Source organism: Achromobacter sp. JCM 18799 (assembly GCF_055395645.1).
On record NZ_AP043866.1, the window covers coordinates 6413769 to 6431964 of the forward strand.

General features: G+C 65.0%; 18 protein-coding genes. 8 read left to right on the forward strand and 10 right to left on the reverse strand.

Annotated elements, in window-relative coordinates; translation table 11 throughout:
- Positions 1 to 21: 21 nt before the first annotated feature.
- The 7 genes from ACZ5YA_RS30390 to fdxA all read right to left on the reverse strand — a co-directional run bounded on the left by ACZ5YA_RS30390 (position 22) and on the right by fdxA (position 5923).
- The gene (locus ACZ5YA_RS30390; RefSeq protein ID WP_013392192.1) at positions 22 to 732 is read right to left on the reverse strand and encodes an ABC transporter ATP-binding protein; all 711 of its coding nucleotides are present in this window, start codon (positions 730 to 732) and stop codon (positions 22 to 24) included.
- Positions 729 to 1502 (reverse strand): ABC transporter ATP-binding protein, encoded by a 774-nt coding sequence (locus tag ACZ5YA_RS30395; protein WP_059374827.1) that lies wholly within the window; start codon positions 1500 to 1502, stop codon positions 729 to 731. The genes ACZ5YA_RS30390 and ACZ5YA_RS30395 overlap by 4 nt, the downstream gene beginning before the upstream one ends.
- A gap of 357 nt (positions 1503 to 1859) precedes the next feature.
- Entirely contained in the window at positions 1860 to 2495 is a 636-nt protein-coding gene (gene nth, locus ACZ5YA_RS30400) for an endonuclease III (protein ID WP_464091649.1), read from the reverse strand.
- A complete protein-coding gene (rsxB, locus tag ACZ5YA_RS30405) occupies positions 2492 to 3130 on the reverse strand; it encodes an electron transport complex subunit RsxB (protein ID WP_464092880.1) in 639 nt (212 codons plus the stop codon). Before rsxB ends, nth begins: the two co-directional genes overlap by 4 nt.
- Positions 3131 to 3310: 180 nt before the next feature.
- Complete coding sequence (locus tag ACZ5YA_RS30410; RefSeq protein ID WP_059374822.1) at positions 3311 to 4537, reverse strand: polyhydroxyalkanoate depolymerase; 1227 nt, start codon at positions 4535 to 4537, stop codon at positions 3311 to 3313.
- Positions 4538 to 4749: 212 nt separating this feature from the next.
- Positions 4750 to 5550 (reverse strand): ferredoxin--NADP reductase, encoded by an 801-nt coding sequence (locus ACZ5YA_RS30415; protein WP_054450568.1) that lies wholly within the window; start codon positions 5548 to 5550, stop codon positions 4750 to 4752.
- A 49-nt stretch (positions 5551 to 5599) separates the two neighbouring features.
- Positions 5600 to 5923: a ferredoxin FdxA gene (fdxA, locus tag ACZ5YA_RS30420; RefSeq protein WP_006389264.1), complete on the reverse strand. Its 324-nt coding sequence runs from the start codon at positions 5921 to 5923 to the stop codon at positions 5600 to 5602.
- Positions 5924 to 6079: 156 nt separating this feature from the next.
- On the opposite strand from fdxA, the gene pncB reads away from it, so the two are divergent.
- Both pncB and ACZ5YA_RS30430 read left to right on the forward strand, forming a co-directional pair.
- The gene (gene pncB, locus ACZ5YA_RS30425; RefSeq protein WP_059374817.1) at positions 6080 to 7255 is read left to right on the forward strand and encodes a nicotinate phosphoribosyltransferase; all 1176 of its coding nucleotides are present in this window, start codon (positions 6080 to 6082) and stop codon (positions 7253 to 7255) included.
- 72 nt (positions 7256 to 7327) lie between these two features.
- Positions 7328 to 7678, forward strand: coding sequence for a RidA family protein (locus ACZ5YA_RS30430; RefSeq protein WP_013392200.1), 351 nt, complete (start codon positions 7328 to 7330; stop codon positions 7676 to 7678).
- Positions 7679 to 7774: 96 nt separating this feature from the next.
- On the opposite strand, the gene ACZ5YA_RS30435 is transcribed toward ACZ5YA_RS30430, so the two are convergent.
- Positions 7775 to 8284 carry an NAD(P)H-dependent oxidoreductase gene (locus ACZ5YA_RS30435; protein WP_059374816.1) on the reverse strand — a complete coding sequence of 170 codons (510 nt, stop codon included), beginning with the start codon at positions 8282 to 8284 and terminating at the stop codon, positions 7775 to 7777.
- Complete coding sequence (locus ACZ5YA_RS30440; protein WP_059374814.1) at positions 8281 to 9114, reverse strand: M90 family metallopeptidase; 834 nt, start codon at positions 9112 to 9114, stop codon at positions 8281 to 8283. The genes ACZ5YA_RS30435 and ACZ5YA_RS30440 overlap by 4 nt, the downstream gene beginning before the upstream one ends.
- Before the next feature lie 105 nt (positions 9115 to 9219).
- Between ACZ5YA_RS30440 and ACZ5YA_RS30445 the strand changes: the two genes are divergently transcribed.
- The gene (locus ACZ5YA_RS30445) at positions 9220 to 11487 is read left to right on the forward strand and encodes a RelA/SpoT family protein (RefSeq protein ID WP_464091650.1); all 2268 of its coding nucleotides are present in this window, start codon (positions 9220 to 9222) and stop codon (positions 11485 to 11487) included.
- A gap of 40 nt (positions 11488 to 11527) precedes the next feature.
- Here ACZ5YA_RS30445 and ACZ5YA_RS30450 read toward each other — a convergent pair whose 3' ends face one another.
- Positions 11528 to 12841: an MFS transporter gene (locus tag ACZ5YA_RS30450; RefSeq protein ID WP_059374811.1), complete on the reverse strand. Its 1314-nt coding sequence runs from the start codon at positions 12839 to 12841 to the stop codon at positions 11528 to 11530.
- Positions 12842 to 12961: 120 nt separating this feature from the next.
- Here ACZ5YA_RS30450 and argE point away from each other — a divergent pair, with 120 nt between their 5' ends.
- From argE to ACZ5YA_RS30475, 5 genes are all read left to right on the forward strand, one after another.
- Positions 12962 to 14113 (forward strand): acetylornithine deacetylase, encoded by a 1152-nt coding sequence (gene argE / locus ACZ5YA_RS30455; protein ID WP_054450578.1) that lies wholly within the window; start codon positions 12962 to 12964, stop codon positions 14111 to 14113.
- Positions 14114 to 14244: 131 nt separating this feature from the next.
- The gene (gene trpB / locus ACZ5YA_RS30460; protein ID WP_054451311.1) at positions 14245 to 15444 is read left to right on the forward strand and encodes a tryptophan synthase subunit beta; all 1200 of its coding nucleotides are present in this window, start codon (positions 14245 to 14247) and stop codon (positions 15442 to 15444) included.
- A 10-nt stretch (positions 15445 to 15454) separates the two neighbouring features.
- A complete protein-coding gene (gene trpA / locus ACZ5YA_RS30465; protein WP_059374808.1) occupies positions 15455 to 16318 on the forward strand; it encodes a tryptophan synthase subunit alpha in 864 nt (287 codons plus the stop codon).
- A 35-nt stretch (positions 16319 to 16353) separates the two neighbouring features.
- Positions 16354 to 17229, forward strand: a complete 876-nt coding sequence (gene accD / locus ACZ5YA_RS30470; RefSeq protein ID WP_054450581.1) for an acetyl-CoA carboxylase, carboxyltransferase subunit beta — start codon at positions 16354 to 16356, stop codon at positions 17227 to 17229.
- Between the two features lie 233 nt (positions 17230 to 17462).
- Positions 17463 to 18011, forward strand: coding sequence for an acyloxyacyl hydrolase (locus ACZ5YA_RS30475; RefSeq protein ID WP_306633752.1), 549 nt, complete (start codon positions 17463 to 17465; stop codon positions 18009 to 18011).
- Positions 18012 to 18196: the final 185 nt, after the last annotated feature.

Below are 18196 nucleotides of genomic sequence, written 5' to 3' on the forward strand. Positions count from 1 at the left end.
TTCCGGCGGATGACACAGGTTCTAGACGCCCAGCAGTTCGTTGAGCGTGTCCTGTTTTTCTGAAAGTTCTGCGGCTTCGAAGTGCTCGACGATCTGGCCGTGCTCCATGACGTAGAAGCGGTCGGCCAAGGGCGCTGCGAAGCGGAAGTTCTGCTCCACCATGACGATGGTGTAGCCGCGCTGCTTCAGCGCCGTGATCATGCGAGCCAGCGCCTGCACGATGACAGGGGCGAGGCCTTCGGAGATTTCGTCGAGCAGCAGCAGGTTGGCGCCGGTGCGCAGGATGCGCGCCACGGCCAGCATTTGCTGTTCGCCGCCAGACAGGCGCGTGCCGGGAGAATTCCGGCGCTCCTGCAGATTGGGGAACATGTCGTAGATTTCGGCCAGCGACATGCCGCCGCCCAGCGAACCGACGACCGGAGGCAGCAGCAGGTTTTCTTCGCAGGACAGGCTGGCGAAGATGCCGCGTTCCTCGGGGCAATAGCCCACGCCCAGATGGGCGATCTTGTAGGTGGGCAGGTCGATGGCTTCGGTGCCATGGATGCGTACCGAACCCTTGCGCGATCCCGTCAGGCCCAGGATGGCCCGCAGGGTGGTGGTGCGCCCGGCGCCGTTGCGTCCGAGCAGCGTGACCACTTCGCCTTGTCCAACGCGCATATCCACGCCGTGCAGGATATGCGATTCCCCGTACCAGGCCTGCAGGCCCGAAATTTCCAGTGCCGGGGTGCTCATGCGTGCGCTCCTTGAAGTTCGCCCTCGGTGGTGCCCATGTAAGCCTGCATCACGGCCGGATGGCGGGAGACTTCGGCGTACGATCCTTCGGCCAGCACGCTGCCGCGCGCCAGCACAGTAATGGTGTTGGCGATGGAGGACACGACATTCATGTTGTGTTCCACCATCAGGATGGTGCGTCCGGCGCTGACGCGCTTGATCAGTTGCGTGACGCGGTCCACGTCCTCGTGGCCCATGCCCTGCGTGGGCTCGTCAAGCAGCATCAGTTCGGGTTCCATCGCCAGCGTGGTGGCGATTTCAAGCGCGCGCTTGCGGCCATAGGGCAGGTTGACGGTGGTTTCGTTGGCGAAGGCGCCCAGGTCCACTTGTTCCAGCAGGTCGCGCGCCGGTTGATTCAGCACGGCGAGCTGCTTGTCGCTTTTCCAGAAATGGAACGACAGGCCGGTCCTGCGCTGTAGCCCGATGCGCACGTTCTCCAGCACGGTCAGGTGCGGGAACACCGCCGAGATCTGGAATGAACGGATCACGCCGCGGCGCGCGATCTGCGCGGGGCGCTCGCCGGTAATGTCGATACCGTTGAACTTGATGCTTCCCGACGTGGGAGAAAGAAACTTGGTAAGCAGGTTGAAGCAAGTGGTCTTGCCCGCGCCGTTCGGCCCGATCAAGGCATGAATCTCGCCCCGCTTGATACGCAAATCGACCCCATTGACCGCGACGAATCCGCGGAATTCCTTGGTGAGGCCTTTTGTCTCCAGGATCGTGTCGTCCATGTTCGCTGCACCGGCGTTGTATTTATTTCGGTCTCCACCTGCCGTCGTTGCGCCAGGTCCCCGCAGGGTCCGGAAAACTGTTCAGGAAATCGCAGTTTTCTTCTGAGTTGCCGGCGAGTATGCGCACCTATTTATCAAAATTCCATGAGGGTTTGTCATAGGTTTTGCAGTGCGGAATGGGCAATTGTCGGCAGGCTGACAATGCTTGCGCCACAAGGGAATAGAGGCTTTCCATAATGGAAACGCAATGCAGCAAATACGCGTTGATCGTCATCAACGCGTCATGGATTTATTGGCGAGGGAAAACCCGGTTTGCGGCGCGCCGAATGCCGCGCCGGCGCATAAGCTTGTGCGCGATCAGGCGGGTGTTTTCTGCTTGAATTCGCAGAGATCGGAAATGCCGCATTGAGGGCATTTGGGTTTGCGCGCCACGCAGACGTAGCGGCCCAGCAGGATCAGCCAGTGGTGAGCGTCCTGCATGTATTCGCGCGGCACGAACTTTTCGAGTTTCTGTTCGACTTCCAGCACGTTCTTGCCGGGCGCGATGCCGGTGCGGTTCGATACGCGGAAGATGTGCGTGTCCACGGCCATCGTGGGTTGTCCGAACGCCGTGTTGAGCACCACGTTGGCGGTCTTGCGCCCCACGCCGGGCAGGGCTTCGAGCGCTTCGCGCGTCTGCGGCACTTCGCCGCCGTGCTGCTCGATCAGGATCTTGCAGGTGGCGATGGTGTTCTTCGCCTTGGTGCGGTACAGGCCGATGGTCTTGATGTAATTCGCCAGACCTTCTTCGCCCAGGGCCAGCAGGGCTTGCGGCGTGCCGTAGGCGGGGAAGAACTTGCGCGTGGCGATGTTGACCGATTTGTCGGTCGCCTGCGCCGACAGCAGCACGGCGATCAGCAGCTGGAACGGCGTGTCGTATTCGAGCTCGGTGGTCGGATGCGGGTTGGCGGCCTGCAGGCGGGCGAAGATCTCTCGGCGTTTGGCGGCGTTCATGATTGCGTGGGGTTGCGGCGGGCCCGGGCGCGGGCCAGCGCGGATTCAATGGCGGAACGCTTGCGGTCCTCGTTGCGCGCCTCGTCGGCGGCGGGAGCGCTGGGCGCGGCAGCCGCTTCGGGCGCCATCAGGCGCACGTTGTCGGCGGCCAGGCGTTCGGTGCGCGCCAGATGGCTGCGGTGGCGCTGGCGGCTGATCGTGGCGTCTTGCGCGCTCCAGGCGCGGCCGGCCGGCACCATCTGGATGCAGTCGACCGGACAGGGCGCCACGCACAGGTCGCAGCCGGTGCACCAGTCGGCCAGCACGGTGTGCATGTGCTTGTTGGCGCCCACGACGGCATCCACGGGACAGGCCTGGATGCACAGCGTACAGCCGATGCAGTGCGCTTCGTCGATGCGCGCGACCAGCAGCGGGCCGGGTTCGCCGCGCGTGATGTCCAGGGGCAAGGCGGCAGTATCGAGCAGGGCCGCCAGCGCGGCGATGCCTTCATCGCCTCCGGGCGGGCAGCGGTTGATCGGAGCGGAGCCGTCCGCGATGGCGTCGGCGTAGGGCCGGCAGCCGTCGTACCCGCACTTGGTGCATTGCGTCTGGGGCAGCAAGGCATCGATGCGGTCGGCTAATGAGCGACAGGACATGAATGTGTAGAAGAAATCGTGGGACGGGGGGAGGGCGTGCAAGACAGGAACCAGGGGCTCCAAATGCGAATCGCGCGCAACCGTTCAGACAGCAGTGATATTTCTAGCCACCGCTGTTTGAAGGGTTGCGCGCGTCGGAGGTCCGGATTCTAGACCGGCTTGACTCGCGCTACACCCATCCTACGCAGATTGCCGGATGAACTCGGCAATTTTAGGACAGATCATTTCGCGCCAGCGGCGGCCCGAGAAAATGCCGTAGTGGCCGCAATTGGGCGCCGTGTAATGCGTCTTGCGCTCGGCCGGAATGTTCTTGCACAGCTTGATGGCGGCGCGAGTCTGGCCCTGGCCCGAGATGTCGTCCAGTTCGCCTTCGATGGTGAGCAGGGCGACCTTCTTGATGTCAGCCGGCCGCACCAGCTTGCCGTCCACTTCCCAGGTGCCGTTGGGCAGCTGGAATTCCTGGAACACCATGCGGATCGTGTCCAGGTAGAACTCGGCCGGCATGTCCAGCACGGCGTTGTATTCGTCGTAGAAGCGGCGGTGCGCTTCGGCGTCGCTGTCGTCGCCGCGCAGCAGGTCCAGGTAGAAGTCGTAATGCGACTTCATGTGGCGGTCGGGGTTCATTGCCATGAACCCCGCGTGCTGCAGGAAACCCGGGTAGACCTTGCGGCCAGCGCCCGGATAGCGGGGCGGCACCGGATGGATGACCTGGTTCTCGAACCAGCTGTAGGGCTTGGTCGTGGCCAGGCGGTTGACCTGCGTGGGCGACTGGCGCGGGTCGATGGGGCCGCCCATCATCACCATGCTGCGCGGCTGACAGGGATCGTTGGCGGAGGCCATCAGCGAGACGGCGGCCAGCACCGGCACCGTGGGCTGGCACACGGAAATCACGTGGACGTCCGGACCCAGGTGGCGGATGAAGTCCTGCACGTAGCGCACGTAGTCGTTCAGATGGAACGGACCGGCCGACAGCGGCACCATGCGGGCGTCGACCCAGTCGGTGACGTAGACGTCGTGGGCCGGCAGCAGGGCGCGCACGGTGTCGCGCAGCAGGGTGGCGTGGTGGCCGGACAGCGGCGCGACCAGCAGGACCTTGGGATCGTCGCGGCCCGTGTGGCGGACATCGCGCTGGAAATGCAGCAGACGGCAGAACGGCTTGTCCATGGCCACGCCTTCGATGACGCGGACGGACTTGCCGTTGATTTCGGTGGTGGGCAGGTTCCAGGCAGGCTTCTGGTATTCCTTGCCGATGCGGGTCATCAGCTCATACCCGGCTGCCATCTGGCGCGAAATCGGGGTATAGGCGAGAGGGCTGTAGGGGCTGGAAAACAGCTGGGAACCGGCGTCCGTGAATGCAGCGAACGGAGTCAGGAAGGCGCGCTGCATTTCGTGCAATTGATACAGCATTTGAGAAAAGTCCTTCTGGGTCGTGCGTGTGTCCCGATTATTGCTCCGGGCACTAACGATATTTCTAAACAGCCTGAAGAAACGCCGACAAAAAAAGCAAATCTGTTGCTAAAAAGCGACCCGACTACCCATTGGGCACCAGTTTAGGGCGCTTTTTACACCCGGAAGCCATATCAAAGGGAGGATTTATGCACTAAGTCGGACGGAGAGAACTACCAGTAGTTTTCTACCGCCAGATTGCCGGGAATGCCGCGGCGTCCAGGCTTGAAGCCGCGTTCGCCCAGCAGCTTGCGGGCGTCGGCCAGCATGTCGGGGTTGCCGCAAAGCATGATCTTGGCCTGCTCGGGATCCAGCGGCTGGCCGGCCAACTGCTCAAGGCGGCCGTCGGCGATCAGCGTGGTCAGGCGTTCCTGCGGCATGCCGGGCAGGGCTTCGCGGGTGGCGATGGGCAGGTAGACGAGTTTCTGCGGATCCGCCGCGAAAAACTCGGCCAGGGCCGGCTGGTTGCGCCAGGATTCGATTTCGGTGCGGTAGGCGAGCTCCGCGGCGGTGCGCACCCCGTGCACCAGGATGATGCGGCGGTAGGCCCGCCAAACTGCCGGGTCGCGCAGGATCGACAGATAGGCAGACAGGCCGGTGCCTGAAGCCAATAGCCAGAGATCGCCGCCGGGCGCGAAGCGCTCCAGGGTCAGAAACCCGTAGGGCGTCTTCTCCACATACAGGGAGTCGCCGGGCTGCAGCCGCGCCATGCGCGGACTGAACAGGCCTTCGGGGACCACGATGGAATAGAACTCCAGCCAGGGTTCGTGCGGCGCCGACACCATGGAATAGGCGCGCCACAACGTGGGTTCGCCTTCCGAGGCGCCGGCTTCCGGCAGACCGACCCGGGCGAACTGGCCCGGCTGGAACGTATACGCGTCGTCGCGCGTCACGCGCACGGAGAACAGCTTGTCAGGCACCCAGGTATGGACGTGGGTAACGGTCTGGCGCGTGTATTTGGAGTCGTCGGTCATCGGTACATCGCGCGAAGCCGGCCGCCAGGGTGGGGCCGGCGTTCGCGGATTATTTTTCCAGGTATTGCAGCTTGTCCTGCTTGCCGTTCCATTCGTCGGCGTCGGGCAGGGGCTTCTTGGCACGGCTGATGCTGGCGAACTCGGGCGAGAGTTCGGCATTCAGGGCGATGAAATTCAGCTGGTCCTGCGGCACGTCTTCTTCGGCGTAGATGGCATTGGCCGGGCATTCCGGGATGCAGACGGCGCAGTCGATGCATTCGTCGGGATCGATCACGAGGAAGTTCGGACCCTCACGAAAACAGTCCACCGGGCACACGTCTACGCAATCGGTGTACTTGCACTTAATACAGTTTTCGGTGACAACGTGGGTCATTCAGGAACTCCGGGAGCGGCGGCTTTTGTGTCTTGTTGGGCGGATTTTACCCAATGCCGCGCCGATGTGCCGGCAATACCCGTATTGACATAGTGGCCCTTCGCCCTGAACAGCGGGGGCTCTATGCTATGGTGTCGCGAAACGAAACGCGCCATCATGATAATCACTTCGCTGCTCGACACCGATCTGTATAAATTCAGCATGATGCAGGTGGTTCTGCATCATTTTCCCGCTGCCCAGGTCGAGTACCGTTACAAATGCCGCACGCCCGGGGTCGACCTGCGTCCCTACCTGGACGAAATCCGCGAGGAAGTGCATCAGCTATGCCAGCTGCGCTTCACCGAGGACGAACTTAAATATCTGGGCGGCTTGCGCTTTATCAAAAGCGACTTCGTCGATTTCCTCGAACTCTTCCATCTGCCGGAGCGCTGCATCCACATCGGCGTAGGGGAGGGGCCGGGCGAAATCAGCATCGAGGTCAAAGGCCCGTGGCTGCATACGATCCTGTTCGAGATCCCGGTGCTGGCCATCGTCAACGAGGTCTATTTCCGCAACACGCGCAAGAATCCCGACTGGGAAGAGGGCCGCAAGCGCCTGCATTCCAAGATGCACCTGGTGCTGGACGATCCGGCGCTGGCCGATTTCCGCGTGGCCGAATACGGCACGCGGCGCCGCTTTTCCAAGATCTGGCACGAAGAAATCGTGTCCACCATGAAGTCGCAGATGGGCGTGCATTTCGCCGGCACCAGCAATGTGCTGCTGGCCAAGCAGCACGAGGTGCTGCCCCTGGGAACCATGGGCCACGAATACCTGCAAGCCTGCCAGGCGCTGGGTCCGCGGCTGCGTGATTCGCAGGTGTACGCGCTGGAGGTGTGGGCCAAGGAATACCGTGGCGACCTGGGCATTGCGCTGTCGGACGTCTATGGCATGGATGCCTTCCTGCGCGATTTCGACATGTATTTCTGCAAGCTGTTCGACGGCGCGCGGCATGATTCCGGCGATCCCTTCGTCTGGGGCGAACGCCTGCTCGAGCACTACCGCAAGAACCGCGTGGATCCGCGCGCCAAGACGCTGGTGTTTTCGGATTCGCTGACCTTCCCGCGCGCCATCGAGCTGGCCCGCCAGTTTTCCGGCCGCTGCAAGGTGTCCTTCGGCATCGGCACCAACCTGACCAACGATCTGGGCCACGAGCCCTTGCAGATCGTCATGAAGATGGTCCGCTGCAATGGCCAGCCGGTGGCAAAGGTGTCCGACGCGCCGGAAAAGACCATGTGCGACGATCCGGCCTACCTGGCCTATCTGCGCCAGGTGTTCCAGCTGCCTCCCGCCTGACGGCGGCTCGGGGTAAATTGCGGGTTCTTCTGCATTGTTCCACCCAACCCACTCGAATCTAGGGGACTATTCATGAGCAGCATCAAGCGCTTCCACGTGGCCAAGCGCCTGTCCGACATGGCCGTGTACAACGGCGTCGCGTACCTGGCCGGCCAGGTGCCGGACGATTCCACGCTGGACATCACCGGCCAGACCGAACAGGTGCTCGCCACGATCGACCGCCTGCTGGCCGAAGCCGGCACCGACAAGACCAAGATCCTGATGGCCCAGATCTATGTGGCCAACATGAAGGAATTCGATGGCATGAACAAGGCCTGGGACGCCTGGGTCGCCGACGGCAATTCGCCTCCGCGCGCCACCGTCGAGGCCCGTTTGGCCAACCCGGATTTCAAGGTCGAAATCGTCGTGACGGCTGCCGTCTGAGATGTTTGCCGCGTTGGGCGCCCTGGGCGTCCGACGCGTGCGCGGGTGGCGGGCCATCGCGTCCGCCATCCGTCTCTTCTTCCCGCGTTGTGCCGGCTACTGCCCGAGCAACAGCGTCGCGGCCAGCAGGCCGCCCAATTCCTCGCATTTCGCAAGTTCCGCACTGGCCACGGTCTTGGGCGCCAGGATCTGCTGCGCCGTCTGCGCGCCCATATTGACGATGAGCGGCGGCGCCAGCGCGTTGAGCCGCCAGCCGGTGCAGATGCGTTCCACCTGCCGCGCCGCGCCCGAGCCGTCGCTGCCCGCGCTGATGGCGCAGGCGTAGGGCAGCCCTTGTATCCGGTCCAGCACGGCGTAGTAGTTGCGGTCGAAGAACTCCTTCATCTCGCCGCTCAGCGAGGCCAGGTTTTCGGGGGCGCAGAACAGGTAGGCCTGGCTGGCGAGCATTGCATCAGCCTGTGTATCGGCGGCCCGCCGCAGGACCACGTTCAGGTCTGCCGCCTGTTCCAGCTGCGCGGCGGCCGCGAGCGCGCCGCGCGCCGCGGCTTCGGCCATCTGCCGCGCGGCGCCGGTACGCGAATGCCACACGATCAGCAGCTGTTTCATGCGTAGCGTTCCAGGGGATCCTGCCGGTAGTAGGCCCGCAGCAGTCCATACCATTGCGGCAGTGCTTCGTGCATGGGATAGGGATCCACGAAGAAGTGTTCCGAGCTGACAGCGAAGAACTCGGCTTCGTCGGTGGCGGCATACGGGTCCATTGGCAGTTGGCCGTACCAGGCGTCGGCGGCCTCGCTTTCCGGATCCACGTCGTGCGGGATGGCGGCTTCGACCGCGTCCACGGCCGCGATGAAGCGGTCCAGGCTGTCGTCCAGGATGCGGCGCCATGCCTGGGGCTTGAGTTCGGGGTGCGCGGCCAGCGAGGGCATGCCGTCGGCATGGCCCGACCGCAGGTCCAGCTTGTGGGCGAACTCGTGGATGACCACGTTGAAGCCGCCCTCGGAGAACTGCGTGTCTTCCCAGGACAGCACCAGCGGCCCGCCTTCCCAGGCTTCGCCGGCGGCGTCCTCCAGGTATTCGTGCACCACGCCGTCATCGTCCTGGCGCGAGCGCGGGATGCGGAAGCTGGCCGGGTACACGATGATCTCGTCCCAGCCTTCGTACAGTTCGGGCGCCAGGTTGAGGATGGGCAGGCTGGCCTGGGCCGCGATGCTCAGGCGCATGAAGTCCGAGACCTCCAGTCCTTGCGCGCCATTGATGTGCTTGCTGGCCAGCAGCCAGGCCGAGCGCGCCTGCAGCTGGGCGGCTTCATCGGCGTTCAAAGCCGCCAGGAACGGGTGGGCGTCCAGCACCCGTTGCCACAGTTCCGGGGAGATGCGGGCCTGCATTTCGGCCACCGCGGAGGGGCGGGCGCCCCGGCCCTTGAGCCAGCGCAACATAAGCTTCGGTTCCTTCCATATGCCGGGGCTAGCGGCTGCTTTTGGTGTCTACAAACCCTAGTGTAGAGTGTCGGGATATCAAACTACCTCCGCCTGCCGTCCGTCATGTCCGCCCCGCCTGTTCCCGACGCGCCTACGCCTTTCGACGCTACCTGGCGCCAGGAGGTAGGCGCCGGCCTGGATGCCGACGGCATGGCGCTGATCGACCAGGCCGTGGCCTGGGCCGAACCGCGTTTCGAAGGGCAGCAGGCGCTGACCGGCGAACCCCTGGCCGGGCATGGCGCGGGCGTGGTCCGCATCCTGGCGGCTCTGCATACCGATGCCGCCACCCGCGCCGCGGCGCTGCTGGCTGCCTTGCCGACCGACCTGATGGCGCCCGCGCCGTCCCTGCGCAGCGATCCGGTCGCGGCGGCATTCGGCCCTGAAATCGCGCGGCTGGTGCAGGGCACGCGCGCGCTGCTGCGCCTGGGCGTGGTGGCGCGGCAGGCAAGCGACGCCGCCGCCGAAAGCGGCTCGCAAAAGGAGATGCAGCGCAAGATGCTGCTGGCCATGGCGGCCGACCTGCGCATCGTGCTGATGCGGCTGGCCTCGCGCCTGCGCACCTTGCGCTGGCACGCGGAAAGCAAGGCGCCGTGCTCCACCGATTTCGCCCGCGAAACCCTGGACCTGTATGCGCCGCTGGCGAACCGCCTGGGGATCTGGCAGATCAAGTGGGAAATGGAAGATCTGGCGTTCCGCTTCCTGGAGCCCGACAAGTACAAGCAGATCGCCCGCCTGCTGGAAGAGAAGCGGGTGGAGCGCGAAGCCTTCATCGCCGGCGCCATCGAGCGCCTGCAGACGGGACTGGCCAAGGCGGGCGTCGAGGCCGAGGTCAGCGGCCGGCCCAAGCACATCTACAGCATCTGGAACAAGATGCGCGTGAAGCGGCTGGATTTCTCGCAGATGTACGACCTGCGCGCGCTGCGCATCATCGTTGATGACGTGCGCGCCTGCTATACGGCGCTGGGCATGGTGCACGAAATGTGGACGCCGATCTCCGAGGAGTTCGACGACTATATTTCCCGGCCCAAACCCAACGGCTACCGCTCGCTGCACACAGTGGTGGCCGACGACGACGGCCGTCCCTTCGAAGTGCAGATCCGCACACGCGAGATGCACCAGTTCGCCGAATACGGCATGGCTGCGCATTGGCGCTACAAGGAAGCGGGCGCCAAGGGCGGCCAGGTGGCGGCCTCCAGCGAATACGACCGGCAACTGGCGTGGATGCGCCAGCTGCTGGCCTGGAACAGCGATGTCGAGGGTGGCGGCGAACCCGCCCAGCCCGCGCCCGCCAAGTCGGCATCGGGCAAGCAGCGCGGCGCGGCGACGGCGCCGGTCCATACCGATGAGCGCATCTACGTGCTGACGCCGCAGGCGCGCGTGATCGAACTGCCAGCCGGCGCCACGCCGGTGGATTTCGCCTATCACCTGCATACCGACCTGGGCCACCGCTGCCGCGGCGCCCGCGTCGACGGGCAGATGGTGCCGCTGCAGACGCATCTGTCCACCGGCCAGACCGTGGAGATCATCTCCGCCAAGTCCGGCGGGCCCTCGCGCGACTGGCTCAACCCGCAGCTCGGCTTTCTGGCCAGTCCGCGGGCCCGCGCCAAGGTGCGCATGTGGTTCAACGCGATCGAACTGCAGCAGCGCATCACCCAGGGCCAGGCCCTGGTCGAAAAGGAATTGCAGCGCCTGGGCAAGACCGCCGTCAACCTGGAGCAGTTGGCGCAGAACCTGGGGTTCGCCCGCGCCGACGACCTGTACGTGGCGGCGGCCAAGGAAGAATTCAGCCTGCGGCAGATCGATACCCTGTTCCAGCAGCCCGGACCGGCCGTCGAGCCGCAACCGGCCGCTTTGCGCCACGCCAGCGCCGGCAGCGCCGAGAAAAGCGGCAAGAGCGGCGTGCTGGTGGTGGGGGTGGGGTCGCTCCTGACGCAGCTTGCGCGCTGCTGCCGTCCGGCGCCGCCGGACCCCATCGCGGGCTTCGTCACGCGCGGACGCGGCGTGTCGATCCACCGCAGCGATTGCCACAGCTATCTGGCGCTGGCCGCCCGCGAGCCGGAGCGCGTCATCGAGGTGGCCTGGGGCGAGACCGGCGACACGTTCTACCCCGTGGACATCAGCGTGCGCGCGCACGACCGTTCCGGCCTGTTGCGGGACCTGTCCGAAGTCTTTGCGCGGCTGCGCCTGAACGTGGTGGGCGTGAACACGCAAAGCAAGCAGTCGCTGGCTCATATGGTGTTCACGGTGGAAGTGCGGGGGGGGGAATCGCTGTCCCGCGCGCTGGACGCCCTGGCCGAAGTGCCGGGCGTGTCGTCGGCGACACGCCGCTAGGCGGGAAACCCGGGCCGGGCGGCCCGGGTGGGAGCGGAACTCAGTTGTCCAGCTCTTCGTGCGCGCGGTCGCGCATGTAGAAGGCGGCGATCAGGCCCAGCGCCACGCCGAACATCACGTAGTAGGCGGGAGCCATCGGCGAGCCGGTGGTCTTGATCAGCCAGGTCACGATGAACTGTGCGAAGCCGCCGAAGATCATCACCGCCACGTTATAGGCCAGCGACAGGCCCACCGAGCGCACGCGCGCGGGGAACAGTTCCGCCATCACCGTGCTGAACACGCCGAAGAACGCCGATACGAACAGGCAGACCACGACCTGCACGGCCAGCAGGCGGCCGATGGAGGGCGCATCCGACAGCCAGTAGTACAGCGGATACAGCACGATCAGGTAGCCGATGAGCGAGCCGATCACCAGGGGGCGGCGGCCGATGCGGTCGGACCAGGCGCCCATGAAGGGCGTCAGCAGCACCATCAGTGCCGCGCCCGCCATCTGCACCAGGAAGGTCTGATTCAGCGGCAGCTTCAGGATCTGCGTGGAGTAGGTCACCAGATACGTGAAGGTGATGTAGATGGACACGGTCGCGGTCACGACCAGGCCCACGCCGATCAGCGCTTCGCGGGTATGCGTCTTCAGCATCTGGCCCAGGCTCAGGCGCTGCACGTCGCCGCGGGCGGCGGCCTGGCGCTCTTCTTCCTTGATCTGCTTGAAAGCGTCGGTTTCATCGACGTTGCGGCGGATGTAGATGGCGATGGGGACAATGACCAGGCCGAAGGCGAACGGCAGGCGCCATGCCCAGTCGGCGATCTGTTGCGGGGTGAAGAACTCGGTGATGAGCGTGCCGCAGGCCGCGCCGATCAGCAGCGCCAGCATCTGGCCGGCCATCTGCCAGGAACCATAGAAGCCACGCTTGCCGTTGGGCGCCATCTCGATCAGCAGCGCGGTCGAGGTGCCGAATTCGCCGCCGGCGGAGAAACCCTGCAGGAGGCGCGCGATCAGGATGAAGATCGGGGCCAGGATGCCGGCCGCGTGGTAGGTCGGGGCCACGGTGATCAGCGCGATCGACACGGCCATCAGCGAGGTCACCATGACCATGGCGGCCTTGCGGCCTTTCTTGTCGCCGTACAGGCCGAGGATGATGCCGCCCACGGGGCGCATGAAGAAGCCGACGCCGAAAATGGCGGTGGTCATCAGGATGGCGTTCAGCTCGCTGCCGGGAACGCTGGGATCTGTGGGGAAGAACAGCTTCGAGATGATCGGCGTCATGAACGCGAACACCAGGAAGTCATACCATTCGAGGGCATTGCCTATTACTGCCGCCACGATGTTGCGTGTGGGAACTGCTTTGTGCTGCACGGTTTCTCCTTGGGGTTTTCCTATCCGGGCGACATTCTAGGCGCTTCGCGCGCCGGACCACGCCGAGACGCGGAGGCGCGCTGGCCTTACACTCCTGTTTTTCCCCAAGAGAGTAGTGACATGAACGCGCGCACCTGGCTGGAAACGCTGGTTGGCTTTGACACCACCAGCCGCAATTCCAATCTTGCCCTGATCGAAACCGTACGGGATTGGCTCAAGGGCCAGGGCGTCGACGCATGGCTGGCGCACAATCCGGAGCGCACCAAGGCCAACCTGTTCGCGACCTTGCCCGCCCAGGACGGCGGCATGCAGGGCGGCATCGTGCTGTCCGGCCACACCGACGTGGTGCCGGTCGACGGCCAGGAATGGAGCACGGATCCGTTCAAGCTCGTTGAAAAAGACGGCCTGCTCTACGGCCGCGGCAGCTGCGACATGAAGGGTTTCATCGCCAGTTCGCTGGCGATGGTGCCGGAATTCCTGGCCATGCCGCGCAAGAAGCCGATGCACCTGGCGTTCTCGTATGACGAGGAAGTCGGCTGCGCCGGCGCGCCCTACATGCTGGCCGACCTGCACGAACGCGGCATCCGCCCCGAAGGCTGCGTGGTGGGCGAGCCCACCGGCATGCAGGTGGTGGTGGCGCACAAGGGCATCAACCTGTTCCGCTGCAAGGTGCACGGCAAGGCGGCGCACTCGTCGCTGACTCCGCGTGGCTGCAACGCCATCGAATATGCCGCCCGCCTGATCTGCCGCATCCGCGACCTGGCCGACAGCTTCAAGGCCAACGGTCCCTACGATCAGTTCTACGACGTGCCGTTCTCCACGATGACCACCAACCAGATCCGGGGCGGCATCGCGGTCAATACCATCCCCGAACTGTGCGAATTCACCTACGAATTCCGCAACCTGCCCGGCATGCAACCCGACGAGATCCAGGCAGAAGTTGAAAAATACGTGCGCGAAGAGCTCCTGCCGCGCATGAAGGCCGAGTTCGACGGCGCCAGCATCGAAATCGAAACCGGCGCCGCTGCTCCCGCCCTGGAAGCGTCCGAGGAAGCCGCCATCACCCAGCTGGTGCGCGCCCTGACCGAAGACCGCGCCACCCGCAAGGTCGCCTACGGCACCGAGGCCGGCCTGTTCCAGGGCATCGGCATCCCCACCGTGGTCTGCGGCCCCGGCCATATCGAACAGGCCCACAAGCCCAACGAGTACGTCGCGCTGGACCAGCTGGCCGCCTGCGACACCTTCCTGCGCCGCCTGGGGCAGTCGCTCTGAGCGCAGGCTGACGGTTCCCGGGGCGGCTGGGGCGGTGCCCCCGGCCGCTGCCGGCGTCAGGTAAAATGACGGGTTGCAAACCGGATTTGCGGCCGGCAGTGGCCTGCCGCGATACCCGGGGGAGATGCTTGGTGAAACCTTACGACTTTCCGGATGCCCAGGGCCATTTCGGCCCTTATGGCGGTGTTTTCGTGGCGGAAACGCTGATGCACGCGCTCGACGAGCTGCGCGCGGCCTATGACCATTACCGTGTCGACCCCGCCTTCCAGGAAGAGTTCAACTATGAACTCAAGCATTTCGTCGGCCGGCCCAGCCCGGTCTACCACGCACGCCGCTGGTCGGAAATGGTGGGCGGCGCCCAGATCTGGTTCAAGCGCGAAGACCTGAACCACACCGGCGCCCACAAGGTCAACAATTGCATCGGCCAGGCATTGCTGGCCAAGCGCATGGGCAAGCCCCGCGTCATCGCTGAAACCGGCGCCGGCCAGCACGGCGTGGCCACCGCCACGGTGGCGGCCCGCTATGGCATGGAATGCGTGGTCTACATGGGCAGCGAGGACGTCCGTCGCCAAGCGTCGAATGTCTACCGCATGAAGCTGTTGGGCGCGACGGTGGTGCCGGTCACGTCCGGTTCGCGCACCCTGAAGGACGCGTTGAACGAAGCCATGCGCGACTGGGTCACCAACATCGAGAACACTTTCTACATCATCGGCACGGTGGCGGGTCCCGACCCCTATCCCCGCATGGTGCGCGATTTCCAGACCGTCATCGGCAACGAATGCCTGACGCAGATGCCCGAAGCCACCGGCCGCCAGCCCGACTACGTCGTGGCGGCGGTGGGCGGCGGCTCCAACGCCATGGGCATCTTCCATCCCTACATCCCGTACGAAAACGTGCGCCTGATCGGCGTCGAGGCGGCGGGCGAGGGCATGGACAGCGGCCGCCACGCCGCCTCCCTGGCCGCGGGCCAGGTGGGCGTGCTGCACGGCAACCGCACCTACGTCATGCAGGACGCCGATGGCCAGGTCCAGGAAACCCATTCTGTCTCCGCCGGCCTGGACTACCCGGGCGTCGGTCCGGAACATGCCTGGCTGAAGGACTCCGGCCGCGCCGAGTACGTCGGCATCACCGACGCGGAAGCCCTCAAGGCTTTCCACGACTGCTGCCGCATCGAAGGCATCATGCCCGCGCTGGAGTCGTCGCACGCCATCGCGCAAGCCGTGAAGATGGCCGCCACGCTGCCGCGCGACGCCGTCATCCTGGTCAATTTGTCGGGCCGTGGCGACAAAGACATGCATACCGTGGCCGAACAGGCCGGCATCGAGCTCTGAGGCCCTGTCCATGACCACTCGCACCGACCGCATCGCCGCCGCTTTTGCGCGCACCGCCGAATCCGGCCGCGCCGCGGCGCTGATTCCCTATATTGCCGCGGGCGACCCTTCGCCCGCCGCGACCGTACCCCTGATGCACGCGCTGGTCGAGGCCGGCGCCGACGTCATCGAGCTGGGTGTGCCGTTCTCGGATCCCATGGCCGACGGCCCGGTGATCCAGCGTGCCGCCGACCGCGCCATCGCGCAGGGCGTGGGCCTGGCCCGCGTGCTGGAGCTGGTGGCTGAATTCCGCCAGCGCGACGCATCCACGCCGGTGGTGCTGATGGGTTATGCCAACCCCATCGAACGCATGGGCCAGGCCGATTTCGCGCGCCGCGCCGAGCAGGCGGGCGTGGACGGCGTGCTGGTGGTGGACTATCCGCCCGAAGAGGTCGTCGAGTTCGCCGCCACGCTGGGTGAGCACGGCATTGCGCCGATCTTCCTGTTGGCGCCCACGTCCACGGAAGCGCGCATCAAGGCCGTCGCCGAAGTGGCGCGGGGTTACGTGTACTACGTGTCGCTCAAGGGCGTCACGGGTTCGGGTTCGCTCAACACCGACGACGTCGCCGAGCGTCTGGCCGTGATCCGCCGCCACGTGCGCGACATTCCGGTCGGCGTGGGCTTCGGCATCCGCGACGCCGAAAGCGCCCAGCGCGTGGCGCGCGCGGCCGACGCCGTCGTGATCGGCAGCAAGCTGATTGAAACCATGGAGCAGGCGGCGGCGAATGCCCCGGCGGCCCAGAAAACAGACGCCGCAGTCACCGCCGCCAGCGGCTGGCTGCGCACCATCCGGCAAGCGCTGGATCAAGTAAAACGAGCAAGCGCGTCGGCCTGAGCGGCGGGCGTGACCTCATACGGGATGAATAATCAATGAGCTGGATCGAAAAACTCCTGCCTCCTCGCATCAATAAAACCAGCGAAAGCGGCCCCCGCCGCGTTCCCGAAGGCCTATGGGTGAAATGCCCGTCGTGCGAATCGGTGCTGTACAGCGAAGACCTGGCGGCCAATCTGCACGTCTGCCCCAAGTGCGACCACCACATGCGCATCGGGGCCCGTGCCCGCATCGATTCGCTGCTGGATGTCGAGGGCCGCGTCGAGATCGGCCAGACCACGCGTTCGGTCGATACGCTGAAGTTCAAGGACACGCGCAAGTACCCCGAGCGCCTGCAGGAAGCGGTCAAGCAAACCGGCGAAACCGACGCGCTGGTGGTCATGAGCGGTTCGATCCGCGGCGTATCCGCTACGCTGGCCTGCTTTGAATTCGAATTCATGGGCGGCTCCATGGGCTCGGTGGTGGGCGAGCGCTTCGCGCGCGGCGCCCAGGCCGCGCTGGACAACAAGACGCCCTTCATCTGCGTGGCTGCCTCGGGCGGCGCGCGCATGCAGGAAAGCCTGCTGTCGCTGATGCAGATGGCCAAGACCAACGCCATGCTGACTCGCCTGTCGGCGGCCGGCCTGCCGTTCATCAGCGTGTTGACCGACCCCACCATGGGCGGCGTGTCGGCCAGCTTCGCCTTCATGGGCGACGTGGTCATTGCCGAGCCCAAGGCGCTGATCGGCTTTGCCGGCCCGCGCGTGATCGAACAGACCGTGCGCGAAAAGCTGCCAGAAGGCTTCCAGCGCGCCGAGTTCCTGCTGCAGAAGGGCGCCATCGACATGGTCGTGGACCGCCGCCAACTGCGCGAGGAAATCGCCCGCCTGCTGGCCTTGCTGACCAATCAACCGGCGGACGTGGTTACGGCTTGAGTTTGCGCCGGCCCGTGCCCTCGGGGCGGGCCGGGCCAACTGCGCCAAGATGCCGCCGGTAGCCCAGGGCTGCCGGCGGCATTGTCATATGCGGCCCCGCGGCGGCCCATGGCGAATGATTTGCGGAACAGTGTTTTCCATCCACGATGTTGCCTACGTGCGACAAAGCGTGAGCCTTCCGCCCCGGATTTTGCTATGTTGCGTACTAGGTTTGAAATCTACGGAGTTTTTCGATGCAGTTGATCAAGAAGAAGATGCTTACCGGCCTTGTGGGGCTTGCCCTGGCTGCAACCGCGTCGCTGGCAGGCGCCCAATCGTCCGAGGGCACCCAGGGCGGTGTCAGCATGCATTACGGCATTGGCGACCACTACCAGCGCCTGACGATCAACTACGAAACGGCTTCGGTCTGGACCTACCAGTTCGGCGGCAATTGGGGCCGCCTGGACCTGACGCCCGAACTGGGCGCGTCCTACTGGAAGGCGAACGGCTCGCGCTCCCCGGGTCATGTCTGGCAGCTCAACGCCATCCCGATGTTCCGCTGGTGGACCGGCGAACGCTTCTACATTGAAGCGGGTATCGGCGCCACGCTCTTCTCCAGCACGCGTTTCGCCGACGAGAACATCAGCACCGCTTTCCAGTTTGGCGACCACATCGGCATGGGCTTTCTCGTGACGCCGAACAACCGCATCGGCCTGCGCTATTCGCATTTCTCGAACGCCAGCATCAAGCGCCCGAACCCGGGCCTGGACGTGCTGCAGCTGACCTACACCTACCAGTTCTGATTGCGCCGCGCCTGCGGCGAACGGGGCGCGGCCACAGGGCGCGCCACACAGACAGATCCACCCCTCGGGGTGGATTTTTTTTGGCGCGTCGCGCGTCGTGCTCTTCGACTGGATCTGAAACCACAAAAATATTATGTGCTGACGCTGCGTATACATACTTGTTGGTAGGGAGTGCAATGGCCAGA

Excerpts from the sequence above, each read along its gene's own strand:
- ACZ5YA_RS30390 (WP_013392192.1), bottom strand. The coding sequence starts at position 732 with ATGAGCACCCCGGCACTGGAAATTTCGGGCCTGCAGGCCTGGTACGGG.
- ACZ5YA_RS30395 (WP_059374827.1), bottom strand. The coding sequence starts at position 1,502 with ATGGACGACACGATCCTGGAGACAAAAGGCCTCACCAAGGAATTCCGC.
- nth (WP_464091649.1), bottom strand. The coding sequence starts at position 2,495 with ATGAACGCCGCCAAACGCCGAGAGATCTTCGCCCGCCTGCAGGCCGCC.
- rsxB (WP_464092880.1), bottom strand. The coding sequence starts at position 3,130 with ATGTCCTGTCGCTCATTAGCCGACCGCATCGATGCCTTGCTGCCCCAG.
- ACZ5YA_RS30410 (WP_059374822.1), bottom strand. The coding sequence starts at position 4,537 with ATGCTGTATCAATTGCACGAAATGCAGCGCGCCTTCCTGACTCCGTTC.
- ACZ5YA_RS30415 (WP_054450568.1), bottom strand. The coding sequence starts at position 5,550 with ATGACCGACGACTCCAAATACACGCGCCAGACCGTTACCCACGTCCAT.
- fdxA (WP_006389264.1), bottom strand. The coding sequence starts at position 5,923 with ATGACCCACGTTGTCACCGAAAACTGTATTAAGTGCAAGTACACCGAT.
- pncB (WP_059374817.1), top strand. The coding sequence starts at position 6,080 with ATGATAATCACTTCGCTGCTCGACACCGATCTGTATAAATTCAGCATG.
- ACZ5YA_RS30430 (WP_013392200.1), top strand. The coding sequence starts at position 7,328 with ATGAGCAGCATCAAGCGCTTCCACGTGGCCAAGCGCCTGTCCGACATG.
- ACZ5YA_RS30435 (WP_059374816.1), bottom strand. The coding sequence starts at position 8,284 with ATGAAACAGCTGCTGATCGTGTGGCATTCGCGTACCGGCGCCGCGCGG.
- ACZ5YA_RS30440 (WP_059374814.1), bottom strand. The coding sequence starts at position 9,114 with ATGTTGCGCTGGCTCAAGGGCCGGGGCGCCCGCCCCTCCGCGGTGGCC.
- ACZ5YA_RS30445 (WP_464091650.1), top strand. The coding sequence starts at position 9,220 with ATGTCCGCCCCGCCTGTTCCCGACGCGCCTACGCCTTTCGACGCTACC.
- argE (WP_054450578.1), top strand. The coding sequence starts at position 12,962 with ATGAACGCGCGCACCTGGCTGGAAACGCTGGTTGGCTTTGACACCACC.
- trpA (WP_059374808.1), top strand. The coding sequence starts at position 15,455 with ATGACCACTCGCACCGACCGCATCGCCGCCGCTTTTGCGCGCACCGCC.
- accD (WP_054450581.1), top strand. The coding sequence starts at position 16,354 with ATGAGCTGGATCGAAAAACTCCTGCCTCCTCGCATCAATAAAACCAGC.
- ACZ5YA_RS30475 (WP_306633752.1), top strand. The coding sequence starts at position 17,463 with ATGCAGTTGATCAAGAAGAAGATGCTTACCGGCCTTGTGGGGCTTGCC.